This is a genomic window from Ancylobacter sp. TW_SC_1 (assembly GCF_056836805.1).
The window spans coordinates 3,486,790-3,499,059 of sequence record NZ_CM166365.1; the positions used below are offsets into that span (position 1 = coordinate 3,486,790).

The following is a 12,270-nucleotide window of genomic DNA, read 5'->3' on the forward strand; positions in this document are numbered from 1 at the left end:
TCACGCCGCGTCCTGCTGGTACTCGGCATAGCCATTGGCTTCGAGTTCCAGCGCCAGCTCCTTGCCGCCCGAGCGCACGATGCGGCCCTTGTTCATGACGTGCACGAAATCCGGCACGATGTGGTTCAGCAGGCGCTGATAATGGGTGATGACGATCATCGCCCGGTCGGGCGAGCGCAGCGCGTTGACGCCCTCGGAGACCACCTTCAGCGCGTCGATGTCGAGGCCGGAATCGGTCTCGTCGAGCACGCACAGCTTCGGCTCCAGAACGGCCATCTGCAGGATCTCGGCGCGCTTCTTCTCGCCACCGGAGAAGCCGACATTGACGCCGCGCCGCAGCATGTCCTGGCTGATGCCGAGCCTGGCGGCCTTGTCCTTCACCAGGCGCAGGAAGTCCGGGGTGGAGATTTCCTCCTCGCCGCGCTTCTTGCGCTGCGCGTTCAGCGCCGAGCGCAGGAAGGTCATGGTGGCGACGCCGGGCACCTCGACCGGGTACTGGAAGGCGAGGAACACGCCCTTCGCGGCGCGCTCGTCGATCTCCATCTCCAGCAGGTCCTCGCCGTCGAGCGTCACCGAGCCGTCGGTGACCTCATAGTCCTCCTTGCCGGCGAGGATGTAGGAGAGCGTCGACTTGCCGGAGCCGTTCGGCCCCATGATGGCGTGCACCTCGCCGGGGTTCACCTTCAGCGAGAGCCCCTTGAGGATTTCCTTGCCCTCGTCGCCGTCGATCTTGGCGTGCAGGTTGTCGATGTCGAGCATGGCCATGTCAGTCGTTCCATTTTCCAGCACGTCATCCCGGCCGAAGCGGAGCGGAGAGCCGGGATCGCGCGAAAGTTCTGATGACGATCCCGGCTCACGGCTGTGCCGTGTCCGGGATGACGATTGCGTCGCGGGGGCTTAGCCCACCGAGCCTTCGAGGCTCACCGCGATCAGCTTCTGCGCCTCGACGGCGAACTCCATCGGCAGTTGCTGGAGCACGTCCTTGACGAAGCCGTTGACGATCAGCGCCGTCGCCTCTTCGGGGTCGAGCCCGCGCTGGCGGCAGTAGAACAGCTGGTCGTCGGAGATCTTCGAGGTGGTCGCCTCGTGCTCGAACTGGGCGGAAGAGTTCTTCGACTCGATGTAGGGCACGGTGTGCGCGCCGCACTTGTCGCCGATGAGCAGGCTGTCGCAATTGGTGAAGTTGCGCGCGCCCGTCGCCTTGCGGTGGGCCGAGACCAGACCGCGATAGGTGTTGTCCGAGTGGCCGGCGGCGATGCCCTTGGAGATGATGCGGCTGGACGTGTTCTTGCCCAGATGGATCATCTTGGTGCCGCTGTCGACCTGCTGGTAGCCGTTCGAGATGGCGATCGAGTAGAACTCGCCCTGCGAATTGTCGCCTCGCAGGATGCAGCTCGGGTACTTCCAGGTGATCGCCGAGCCGGTCTCGACCTGGGTCCAGGAGATCTTGGAGCGGTCGCCGCGGCAGTCGCCGCGCTTGGTGACGAAGTTGTAGATGCCGCCCTTGCCGTCCTTGTCGCCGGGGTACCAGTTCTGCACCGTCGAGTACTTGATCTCGGCGTCGGCCAGCGCGACCAGCTCGACCACGGCGGCGTGCAGCTGGTTCTCGTCGCGCTGAGGGGCCGTGCAGCCTTCGAGGTAGCTCACATAGGCGCCCTCGTCGGCGATGATCAGCGTGCGCTCGAACTGGCCGGTGTTGCGCTCGTTGATGCGGAAATAGGTCGACAGCTCCATCGGGCAGCGCACGCCCTTGGGCACGTAGACGAAGGAGCCGTCGGAGAACACCGCCGAGTTCAGCGTGGCGAAGTAGTTGTCCGTCACCGGCACCACCGAGCCGAGATACTTCTTCACCAGATCGGGGTACGCGCGGATGGCCTCGGAGATCGGCATGAAGATCACGCCGGCCCGCGCAAGCTCCTCCTTGAAGGTGGTCGCCACCGAGACGCTGTCGAACACCGCGTCGACCGCCACCCGGGCGCCGCCGCTCGCGATGCCGAGCAGCGCGTCGCGCTCGCGCAGCGGAATGCCGAGCTTCTCATAGGTCGCGAGAATCTCCGGGTCGATGTCGTCGATCGACAGCTGGCTCGGCCGCTTCGGCGCGGAATAGTAATAGAGCTCCTGGTAGTCGATCGGGGGGTAGCTCACCCGCGCCCAATCCGGCTCGCGCATGGTCTGCCAGCGGCGGAACGCCTCCAGCCGCCATTCCAGCATCCATTCCGGCTCGTCCTTCTTGGCCGAAATGAAGCGCACCGTATCCTCGGTCAGGCCCTTCGGGGCCTTCTCGGACTCGATATCGGTGAAGAACCCGTACTTGTACTGATCGACATCTATGGAGCGGACCTGGTCCACTGTCTCTTGTACGGCCGGCATCGTCTCATCTCCTCTCCCACGCGGGGTCAAGGCCCGCGGGTCAGGTCAATCTCTCACAAGCGCGCGCCGGGCGCCCGCTTGTGCCTTATGGACCGCGCGCGCGGTCCGTTCTCGTCACGCCGCCGCGCGGCGACGCAGAAGACCCGGCAGAACCCGGCGGAACGCGCCGAGTGCCCGGTCGACATCCTCTTCCCCGCTCGACCAGCCGAAGGACAGCCGGATCGCCGCGCGCGCGATGCGCTCGGGAACGCCCATGGCGCCCAGCACATGCGAGGCCGCCACCTTGCCCGACGAGCAGGCCGCGCCGGCGCTCACCGCCACGCCGGCCAGATCGAGCGCGATCACGATCGTCTCGGCCGGCACGCCCGGAAGCGCGAAGCACGATGTGTTCGGCAACCGATCGACGTCGCCGACGAGCAGGACGAGTTCGGGGAACTCGCACCTTAGAGCGTCTTCAAGCCGCGCGCGCAAGACATCGATGCGCATCGCGTCGGCTTCCACACAATCCGCCGCGCACTTTGCCGCCGCGCCGAAAGCGATGATGGCGGGAACGTTCTCGCTGCCGGCGCGCCGCCCGCGCTCCTGGCCGCCGCCGGCGAACACCGGCGCGGGACGCAGATCGGGATCGGCCATGATGAGCGCGCCCGCCCCCGGCGCGCCGCCCAGCTTGTGCGCCGACACCGACATCAGGTCGACGCCGAGCGCGGCCAGCGACAGCTTCATGCGACCGGCCGCCTGCACGGCGTCGGTGTGCACCAGCGCCCCATGGGCATGGGCGCGCCGCGCCACTTCGGCCACCGGCTGGATCACGCCGGTCTCGTTGTTCGCGAGCATCACCGAGACCAGCGCGCGACGCCCGGCCGCCGCATGGCGCTCCAGCGCCGCATCGAGCGCGTCGAGCCGCACGCGCCCGCGCGCATCGACCGGCAGCATTTCCACCCGCTCGGCCGGGAAGCGATGGCCCTGCAGCACGGCGGCGTGCTCCACCGCGCTCGCCAGAAGGACGTCGCAGATGACGGGGGTCTCGCCGCGCCGGAAGTCGGGAGTCAGCGCCAGCGTGTCGGCCTCGGTGCCGCAGGAGGTGAAGACCACCCCGCGCGGATCGGCTCCGACCAGCGCCGCCACGCGCCCGCGCGCCAGATCGATCATCGCCCGCGCCGCCCGCCCCTCGCCATGCACCGACGAGCCGTTTCCGGTCGCGTCGAGCGCGTCGATCAGCGCCGCGCGGGCCTCCGGCCGGACGGGCGAGGTGGCGTTATGGTCGAGATAGGTACGTTCGATCATGTTTTCGGGGCTCGAAGTTCGGCGACCGCTCCCTATATAGGAAACCATCGCGCAGTCTGCCCGCCCTTTCCGCTATATGCTTGCAAATTCAGGCAGGCTCCGGCATAGCTTGGCGTCCTGTCTTCTTCGAAGGGCGAACCGGGCGCGCAGGTTGAATGCGAAGCCACCGCAACCCGACGTTGAATATTAGAATTATTCTAATAAGTTAGGGCCACAACCCTATGTCGTCAAGGCGCATGCGGTGAGGCTGTCCCCTCGGACCCACGCCGGACGCACGTTCGCTGGCCCTCCTGGACGGATTTAGCCTTGCCCCGCCGCATCCAAGGTCACGAACTTCATGCCTGAGGTCATCTTCACCGGCGAGAAGGGGCGGCTCGAAGGCCGCTACCAGCCGGCCAAGGCGCGTCATGCGCCCATCGCCATCATCCTGCATCCGCATCCGCAGTTCGGCGGCACGATGAACAACCCGGTTGTCTACAACCTCTACTACCAGTTCGTGAACCGGGGTTTCTCGACGCTGCGCTTCAACTTCCGCGGCGTCGGCCGCTCGCAGGGCACGTTCGATCACGGCCAGGGCGAGCTGGCGGATGCCGCCGCTGCGCTCGACTGGGCACAGTCGATCAACCCGGACGCGCGCGCCTGCTGGATCGCCGGCTTCTCCTTCGGCGCCTGGATCGGCATGCAGCTGCTGATGCGCCGTCCCGAGGTGGAGGGCTTCATCTCCATCGCCGCGCCGGCCAACCTCTACGACTTCTCCTTCCTTGCCCCCTGCCCGTCCTCGGGCCTGTTCGTGCATGGCGACAAGGACGCGGTCGTGCCCTTCTCCGCCGTCACCGGCCTCGTCGAGAAGCTGAAGACGCAGAAGGGCATCGTCATCGACCAGCAGACCGTGCCGGGCGCCAACCACTTCTTCGACGGCAAGACGGACGATCTGATGGAGGTCATCGGCGCCTATCTCGACAAGCGCCTGCCGGAGACCGCCAAGAAGACCAGCGCCGCCTGAGCGGCGCGCCTTCCCGGCAAACAAAAAGCCCGGCGCTTGCGCCGGGCTTTTTACGTCGTGGGGGAGGAGAAGAGGCTCAGTTGAGCACGAGGCGGGCCGGGTTGGTGACCATCACCGTGTCGCCGCGACGGGCGATCTGGACGGCGCTCTCGGCGGTTTCGACCGCGCCGGGCACCGACACCTTCACCACCTGTTCCGGCTGAAGCGTGGCGGCGACACGCACCGGCGCACCACCGGCCACGCTGAGCGTGGCGACCACATGGTAGCCGTCGTTCTCGGCGGTGTAATAGGCGACGCCGGAGACGTAACCGATCTGGATCGTCTGGGCCGTGCCGGGACGCAGGCCCGCCGCCTTGTCGGCGGCGCGGACGGGGGCGATGACGGCGACGGCGATGAGGCCGCCGGCGACGGCGAGCGGCAGGATATCGCGGCTGAGGCTGCGCATCTCGAAGGCTCCAAGTTTCTGTCCAGGCGTGTTGAAGGGGAAGCTGCCTGCCTGGCGAGCCGGACTTCCGGGAGCCGTCAAACTACATGGAATATTGTGCACCGCATCATACGATTTTGCATCGCACTAATGCGTTTCAGGAATACTGCGACATTCTGTTTTGAATTTCAATTTTATTGAACATTGCCTTCAGTTTCGCTGCAGGCCGGGGCGTTCTGCAGCTTGACGATGCAGCAGCTCATGCAGTCGGTGCGGGGCGGTCGATGACCCCGCCCGACATCGGCGACGGCACGCCCGTCGTGGTCGGAAAGCTCAGCGGCAAGCCCCTGAGCGCCCGCACCGCGAGGAAGGCGAAGGCCTGCGCCTCCAGCGCATCGGTGGACCAGCCGACCGCGTCCGCCGTCTGGACGGAAAGCCCCAGCCGCTCGCCCAGGACGCGCAGGAGGGTGGGGTTATGGGCGCCGCCGCCGGCCGCGACCAGCAGGACGGGGCGCCTGGGAAGCCAGGCGAGAGCGGCCCCGACACAGGCGGCCGTGAGCGCGGTCAGCGTGGCGGCGCCATCCTCGACAGAGAGCGTGTCGAGCCCCGCCCGCGCCGCGACCCATTCGTTAAAGTCGTTTCGGTCCAATGATTTAGGCGGACGCCGCGTGAAGAAGGGATGCTCCAGAAGCCGCGCCAGCGCCGCCTCATCGACCGTGCCCGCCGCCGCCGCCGCCCCGTCGCGGTCGAGCGGCACGCCCGTGCGCACGGCCATGAAGTCGTCGATCAGCGCATTGGCGGGGCCCGTATCGCAGGCGATCGGGTCGGCCTCGCCGTCGATGAAGGTGATGTTGGCGACGCCGCCGAGATTGAGCACCAGCAAGGGCGCGGCGAGCGGCAGCCCCCGCGCCAGCGCCCGGTGATAGACCGGCACCAGCGGCGCCCCCTGCCCGCCGGCGGCGACATCCGCCGCGCGCAGGTCGTAGACCAGCGTGGGGCCCGGCGCGCCGGTCAGCGCGCGCGCCGCCCGCGCCAGCGCCGGCCCGTCGCCGATCTGCACGGTGAGGCGGCTCTCCGGCCGGTGCAGCACGGTCTGGCCGTGAAAGCCGATGACGGCGACATCCTTATGCCTTGGATATTGCTCGAAGAAATCGGCCAGAGCCTGCGCGTGGCGCGCCGTCAGCCGCGCCTCGGCGGCGGCCAGCACGCCGGGGCGGGCATCGCGGTCGGTGAGCGTGCGCGCCTCTTCCAGCGCCGCGACGAACAGCGCGCGGTCGTCCTCGCCATAGGCGGAGGTGAGCGCCGGACCGAAGGCGGCGACGCTCTCGCCGTCGGTTTCGATCAGGGCGACATCCACGCCGTCGAGCGAGGTGCCGCTCATCAGGCCGATCGCCTTGACGGGGTGGGACATCGTACTTCCTCGCCTGCGCCGGCCTGGGGTGCGTTTGTCGCGCGAAACTGTTACATGCGCCGCGAACGCATTCGCCCCAGCGGGCGGCGCGTTCGCGACACCGCAAACTGATATGCCCGTTCCTAACATGGCGTTGACGCCCGCAGGCCCGAGATGAGCACGTTCAAATCCGATTTCCTCCGCACCCTCCATGAGCGCGGCTTCATTCATCAGATTTCCGATGAACAGGGCCTCGACGAGCTCTTCGCGAAGGAAACGGTCACGGCCTATATCGGCTTCGATCCGACGGCACCGAGCCTGCATGCGGGCGGGCTGATCCAGATCATGATGCTGCACTGGTTGCAGCGGACCGGCCATCGCGCAGTCTCCCTCATGGGCGGCGGCACCGGCATGGTCGGCGACCCGTCCTTCAAGGACGAGGCGCGCCAGCTCATGACCGTCGACACCATCGAGGCCAACATCGCTTCGATCAAGCGCGTATTCTCGAACTACCTCACCTATGGCGAGGGCCCTGCCGACGCGCTGATGATCAACAACGCCGAATGGCTGCGCGGGCTCAACTACCTCGAATTCCTGCGCGATGTCGGCCGGCATTTCTCGGTCAACCGCATGCTGTCCTTCGACAGCGTGAAGACGCGGCTGGAGCGCGAGCAGTCGCTGTCCTTCCTCGAATTCAACTACATGATCCTGCAGGCCTACGACTTCGTGGAACTGTCCAGGCGCTACGGCGTGCGCCTGCAGATGGGCGGTTCCGACCAATGGGGCAACATCGTCAACGGCATCGATCTCGGCCACCGCATGGGCACGCCGCAGCTCTACGCGCTGACCTCGCCGCTGCTCACCACCGCCTCCGGCGCCAAGATGGGCAAGTCGGTGAACGGCGCCGTGTGGCTGAACGCCGACATGCTCGGCCCCTATGAGTTCTGGCAGTACTGGCGCAACACCGAGGACGCCGACGTCGCGCGCTTCCTCAAGCTCTACACCACCCTGCCGATGGACGAGATCGCCCGACTGGCGCAGGAGGCGAAGGGCTCGGCCATCAACGAGGTGAAGAAGATCCTCGCCACCGAGATCACCGCCCTTTTGCACGGCCGCGCGGCGGCGGAAGCGGCGGCGGAGACGGCGCGCAAGACCTTCGAGGAAGGCGGCATCGCCGCCGACCTGCCGACCATCAACGTGCCGGCGGCCGAATTGGCGGCGGGAATCGGCGTGCTGGCCGCCTTCGCCGAGAAGAGCGGCCTCGTCGCCTCCAATGGCGAGGCGCGGCGCCAGATCAAGGGCGGCGGGCTGAAGGTGAACGACGCCACCGTGAGCGACGAGAAGGCCGTGCTGACCGAGCGCGACCTCACGCCGGAGGGCGTCATCAAGCTCTCGCTCGGCAAGAAGAAGCATGTCCTGCTGAAGCCGGTGTGAGGGCAACCTCACGGGCGCCTCGGCCCACGCGGCGCCTGCCCTCGCCGTCATCCCGGACGGCCGCAAGACCGATCCGGGATCGCACCGCCATCGGGCAGCGCCCCCGGATCTTCGCTTCGCTGCGGCTGGAATGACGCCTCCGGCGGCGATTACCGCGTCGGCACCACCGCGGGCGGCGTCGGATCCGGCGCCTGCCGGAACTCGAATATCTTGCGCAGGAAGCCCGGTGCCACGGCCGAGATGGGGTTGACCCGCAGCGTCGGGCCGGACAGCGGCCCGACGATCTCATAGGTCACGCCGACAAGCCCCTCATTGGGCCCGCCGCCGAGGAAGAAGCCGAGCACCGGCAGACGGCTGAACAAATTGTTCAAGCCATAGGCCGGCACATAGGTACCGCGCACCGAAATGCGGTCGCTCGCGAAATCGAGCGTGCCATCGAAGGTCGAGCCGATGGTCGGCCCCCAGATCGCGCCGTCGCGGATGTTGAGCTGCTCGGCCGAACGCTGGAAATCGACCTGCAGCTTGCGGAAGGTGATGGCCGAGCCCGGCTGCAGGCGCCCGTCGCGCGACGCCTGCGGCGCGGCCGCGATGAGGCGGTCGAGGCCCGGCTCGCCGCGGATGATGAAGTCGCGCATGTTTACGACGCCGAGCTGAGGCTTACCGTCGCCGAGCGGGGCGTCGACGTCGATCCACAGATCGCCGCCATAGATGCGCGGATAGAGATTGACGAAGCGCAGCAGCGCGCCGGCATCGCTCGTCGCCACGCGCAACCGGGGACGGCCGTTGCCCTGCGTCGTCAGATTGCCCGTCACTCCGCCGTCGCGTCCCACCAGGGCACTGAGCTTGAAGGCCCTGAGGTCGCCATTTCGGCGCGACAACTGCAGCGCCGCCTCCCGCATGGTCTCGCCATTATTGCCGACGATGACGCCGAGCTTCACGTCGAGGTCGATGTCCATCGGCTTCTGGTCCTGCGCGCCGGCGACGGGCGCTTCCAGAAGGTTCTTGAGGAAGGCGCGCGCCTCGATCACCTCGCCGCGCACCGTGATCTTCATCGCGCCATCGTCGTTTTCAACCTTCACATTGGCATTGTCGCCGTCGGAGAGCTGGAAGGTCGGCAGATTGGCGCTGACAAGGCCCGCCTTGGAATCGAGCTCGACCGTGCCGCGTATGTTCACGCCCTGCCCGGTGACCACCAGATCATCGAGCCGCGTGCCGTTCGACCCGAGTATCGCCTTGGCGGTGAGCCGGGCCGGTTTGCCGGCCGGCTTCGACCATCCCGGCACCAGTTCGGCGAGCCGGGCGCCGGTGAGGTCCAGATCGACGTCGGCGGTCTTGGTCTTCGGCCCGGCCACACCGGAGAGCTTGACGCCCACCGTGCCGGATATGCCCGCCAGGTCCATGCCGAGCTTCTGCCGGGCGGCGCCGTCCAGCGAGGCCGCCAGCACGAACGTGGTGTCGCCCGAGGCCGGGCGGCTGTAGTCGAAACTCGCCGGCGCGCCGCCGAACTTGCCCTCGCCGCGCAGCACCGTGGCCTGCGGGGTCACGAAGGCACGTATCTTGGCGTCGCTGAGATTCAGTCCGAACGCCACCTTGGCCGCACCGAAATCGGTCAGGTCGGCATCGAAGGCATAGTCGACATCCGAGGGCTGGATATTGTCGGAAAGCTTGACGTTGATCTGCGCCGTGCCGTTGATCGCGCCGGTGACCGACTGCGGCTCCACCGGGACGAAGGTCGGGCTGCGCAGCGGCGGCATGCCGCCGAGCTCGACGGCGGCGGCGGCCGGCCCGCTCACGGCCACCTTCACCTTGCCCTCCGGCTGCACCGGGGCGGTATCGGAGATATCGAAGACGCTCTCGCCGATGTCGAGCCGGCGCTTGCCGGGTGTCTCCATCACGCCCTTCTTCACCAGCACATGGGCGGTGCGCCCGGTGATCCGCACCTCCACATCGGCGCCGGACACCGGCGGCAGCCCGGGCACGGGAATGAAGCTGCCATTGGTGCCGGAAATATCGATGCTCAGCGCATCATCCTCCAGCGGCCGGTTCTTCTTGCCGATCGAGTCCAGCGGGGCGTTGAAGACGATCTCGGCCTGGCTGACGTCGCCGGAAACGAGATGTTCGTACACCCAGCGCCGCGGCGCCGGCGCCGCCACGACCGGCCAGAGCCGGATCAGCGAGCTGGCCGTCATCGGCGTCGCCGTAACCGACATGGAGAGAGACGGCTCCGCCGCGCCGAGATCCAGCGCCCCGCCGAGCGTTATGCCGCCCTGTGGCCCCTTCAGCACGCCGCGGTCGATGCTCAGCCGCTGAGCGGCCGGATCGAACGAAAGGTCGAGATCGATGTCGTCGAGAACGAAGGGCGGCTGCTTCTCGGCATGGATGCCGCCGCCGCCGAAGCTCGCCTGCGCCGCGGTGGTGCGCAGGGTCCATTTGCCGGCGGCGTCCGAAGGCAGGCTCAACATGCCCGCCAGCTCCATCGCGAAGGGGCCTGCCTGGGCGGTGACGGAAGTGAGGTTCACCAGCCGCCGCTCCGGATCGACGGAGAAGGCGACCGCCGCCTCGTCGATCAGCATGCGACCGTCCGCGTCCGAGCCGAGCTGGAGTTCACCCGCGCCGGCGGACAGTCGGCCCTCCGTCGCGATCAGCACGCCGAAACTGTCGATGGTCGCCTTCAGGTCCACGGAAAGCGGCGAGGTCGCGAGAATGTCCGAACCCGCCTTGCCGGCGGCGATCAGCAGATCACGCGGCGCGAGATCGCGCACTTCCAGCGCCAGCTCGCGCTGGCCGTCCACCAGCGCGCCGATCGTGGCGCGCGCCGACCACGGCCCGTCCATCCCCCCGGCTTTGACGTCAAAGGTGATCCCACCCTCCGGCGGACGCGACAGGGAGAGGTCGATGTCGTCGAATGTCCATTCGCGTCCGCTGGCCTCGTTGCGGATAACGACGATACCGTCCTTGAGGCCGATCTCGCTGAGATTGCCACCGTCGAGCCCGCCATGATCGAACTGCTCCGCCAGCGCCGCCAGCGCCGCCAGGCGCAGCGGACCGAAAGGCGTCGCCACCCGTTGCGGTCCACGCAGCCCGGCCATCTCGGCCGCGCCTGCCGGTGCGGCGTCCGGCGGGGCGGCGGATTGTCCCGCGGTGGGAGCGGAAACGGGATCGCCGTGCGCGGGCACGGTCGCGATCGTCGTTGGATGCGCGGTCGTGCCGAGCGAAGTGCCGCCATCGGCGGAGATGGAGAGCTGCCCCTGCGCATCGATGAACACGTTCAGCTTCACACCGACGAGGTCGACCCGCTTGGGTTGCATGAGCCAGGGCAGCCAGCTGTCCTGCAGCGCCACCTCGGCCTGCGGCGCAACGGCGACGACATCCCCGTCATCATCGCGCACCGTGATGTCGCTGGCGTGCAGGACGATACCGCCGTCCGGCGCCCGGTCGGCGATGATGCCGGCGATCTCGACGGAGTGGCCGTCGCCAATCCGGGCCTCCAGGGCGCGCTCGACATAGGGCCGCGCCATGTCGACGGTGATCGTGCCGGTAACGAAGAGCAGATAGACGAGCGCGGCAGCGGCAGCGGCGGCGCCGAAGGCCGACCCGCACGACCAGCAGCACACACGCAGCCAGCGCCGCCGCCCGGCCGAAGTCGCGCACGCCTTCGCCGCGCGCCGCACGCGCAGGCGCTTGGCGGGGCGCTTTCCGCCTGAATCCGACCTTTGCGTCGTCGGCTCTTTCATCTACGGCACGAATCCCCACACGTTTCGCCATATTGCCCGTGCGACGGACGGGCGGCGACACCTTTCCATAGGTTGGCTGACGCTATGCTTTCATTCCGCGCGATCGGCAGCCCGCCAGCCGATCACCTTTAATCACGCCGAAAGGAAGGCAACATGACCGAGATCATCGTCGGCAAGCCTGCTCCGGATTTCACTTTGACTACGGATGCGGGCGAGACTCTGTCGCTGGCGGCCTGCCGAGGTCACAAGCTGGCACTTTATTTCTATCCGAAGGCCGGCACCACGGGCTGCACGCTGGAGGCACATGACTTCAACGGGCTGAAGGACGCCTTCGCGGCCGCCGACACGCTGATCGTCGGCGTGTCGCCCGATTCGGACAAGGCGCTCTCGCGCTTCCGCGCCAAGCAGGGACTGGCCTTCGCCCTCGCCGGCGACGAGACGCACGCAATTCTGGAAGCCTACGGCGTCTGGGTCGAGAAGAGCATGTATGGCCGCAAATATATGGGCGTCGAGCGCACCACCGTGCTCATCGACCGCGATGGCCGCGTCGCGCGCCTCTGGCCGAAGGTGAAGGTGGCCGGCCATGCGCAGGAAGTACTCGCCGCCGCGCAGGCGCTTTGATCGCTCCGCG

General features: G+C 67.7%; 9 protein-coding genes. 3 read left to right on the forward strand and 6 right to left on the reverse strand.

Features of this window, described 5'->3' with window-relative positions; genetic code table 11:
- From sufC to AC1PZ7_RS16410, 3 genes are all read right to left on the reverse strand, one after another.
- A complete protein-coding gene (sufC, locus tag AC1PZ7_RS16400; protein WP_482359660.1) occupies positions 1–759 on the reverse strand; it encodes a Fe-S cluster assembly ATPase SufC in 759 nt (252 codons plus the stop codon).
- A gap of 138 nt (positions 760–897) precedes the next feature.
- Complete coding sequence (gene sufB / locus AC1PZ7_RS16405) at positions 898–2,370, reverse strand: Fe-S cluster assembly protein SufB (RefSeq protein WP_482356271.1); 1,473 nt, start codon at positions 2,368–2,370, stop codon at positions 898–900.
- Between the two features lie 114 nt (positions 2,371–2,484).
- Complete coding sequence (locus AC1PZ7_RS16410; RefSeq protein WP_482356272.1) at positions 2,485–3,654, reverse strand: cysteine desulfurase family protein; 1,170 nt, start codon at positions 3,652–3,654, stop codon at positions 2,485–2,487.
- A 337-nt stretch (positions 3,655–3,991) separates the two neighbouring features.
- Between AC1PZ7_RS16410 and AC1PZ7_RS16415 the strand changes: the two genes are divergently transcribed.
- A complete protein-coding gene (locus AC1PZ7_RS16415) occupies positions 3,992–4,657 on the forward strand; it encodes an alpha/beta hydrolase (RefSeq protein ID WP_482356273.1) in 666 nt (221 codons plus the stop codon).
- Positions 4,658–4,733: 76 nt separating this feature from the next.
- On the opposite strand, the gene AC1PZ7_RS16420 is transcribed toward AC1PZ7_RS16415, so the two are convergent.
- Both AC1PZ7_RS16420 and AC1PZ7_RS16425 read right to left on the reverse strand, forming a co-directional pair.
- Positions 4,734–5,102, reverse strand: coding sequence for a hypothetical protein (locus AC1PZ7_RS16420; protein WP_482356274.1), 369 nt, complete (start codon positions 5,100–5,102; stop codon positions 4,734–4,736).
- A gap of 238 nt (positions 5,103–5,340) precedes the next feature.
- Positions 5,341–6,492: an anhydro-N-acetylmuramic acid kinase gene (locus AC1PZ7_RS16425; protein WP_482356275.1), complete on the reverse strand. Its 1,152-nt coding sequence runs from the start codon at positions 6,490–6,492 to the stop codon at positions 5,341–5,343.
- Positions 6,493–6,645: 153 nt separating this feature from the next.
- Here AC1PZ7_RS16425 and tyrS point away from each other — a divergent pair, with 153 nt between their 5' ends.
- A complete protein-coding gene (gene tyrS, locus AC1PZ7_RS16430; protein ID WP_482356276.1) occupies positions 6,646–7,905 on the forward strand; it encodes a tyrosine--tRNA ligase in 1,260 nt (419 codons plus the stop codon).
- 149 nt (positions 7,906–8,054) lie between these two features.
- Here tyrS and AC1PZ7_RS16435 read toward each other — a convergent pair whose 3' ends face one another.
- Complete coding sequence (locus tag AC1PZ7_RS16435) at positions 8,055–11,639, reverse strand: DUF3971 domain-containing protein (protein WP_482356277.1); 3,585 nt, start codon at positions 11,637–11,639, stop codon at positions 8,055–8,057.
- A 153-nt stretch (positions 11,640–11,792) separates the two neighbouring features.
- Between AC1PZ7_RS16435 and AC1PZ7_RS16440 the strand changes: the two genes are divergently transcribed.
- Positions 11,793–12,260 carry a peroxiredoxin gene (locus AC1PZ7_RS16440; protein WP_482356278.1) on the forward strand — a complete coding sequence of 156 codons (468 nt, stop codon included), beginning with the start codon at positions 11,793–11,795 and terminating at the stop codon, positions 12,258–12,260.
- Positions 12,261–12,270 lie beyond the last annotated feature (10 nt).

Coding starts and splice junctions, on each gene's coding strand:
- sufC (WP_482359660.1), bottom strand. CDS start 759: ATGCTCGACATCGACAACCTGCACGCCAAGATCGACGGCGACGAGGGC.
- sufB (WP_482356271.1), bottom strand. CDS start 2,370: ATGCCGGCCGTACAAGAGACAGTGGACCAGGTCCGCTCCATAGATGTC.
- AC1PZ7_RS16410 (WP_482356272.1), bottom strand. CDS start 3,654: ATGATCGAACGTACCTATCTCGACCATAACGCCACCTCGCCCGTCCGG.
- AC1PZ7_RS16415 (WP_482356273.1), top strand. CDS start 3,992: ATGCCTGAGGTCATCTTCACCGGCGAGAAGGGGCGGCTCGAAGGCCGC.
- AC1PZ7_RS16420 (WP_482356274.1), bottom strand. CDS start 5,102: ATGCGCAGCCTCAGCCGCGATATCCTGCCGCTCGCCGTCGCCGGCGGC.
- AC1PZ7_RS16425 (WP_482356275.1), bottom strand. CDS start 6,492: ATGTCCCACCCCGTCAAGGCGATCGGCCTGATGAGCGGCACCTCGCTC.
- tyrS (WP_482356276.1), top strand. CDS start 6,646: ATGAGCACGTTCAAATCCGATTTCCTCCGCACCCTCCATGAGCGCGGC.
- AC1PZ7_RS16435 (WP_482356277.1), bottom strand. CDS start 11,639: ATGAAAGAGCCGACGACGCAAAGGTCGGATTCAGGCGGAAAGCGCCCC.
- AC1PZ7_RS16440 (WP_482356278.1), top strand. CDS start 11,793: ATGACCGAGATCATCGTCGGCAAGCCTGCTCCGGATTTCACTTTGACT.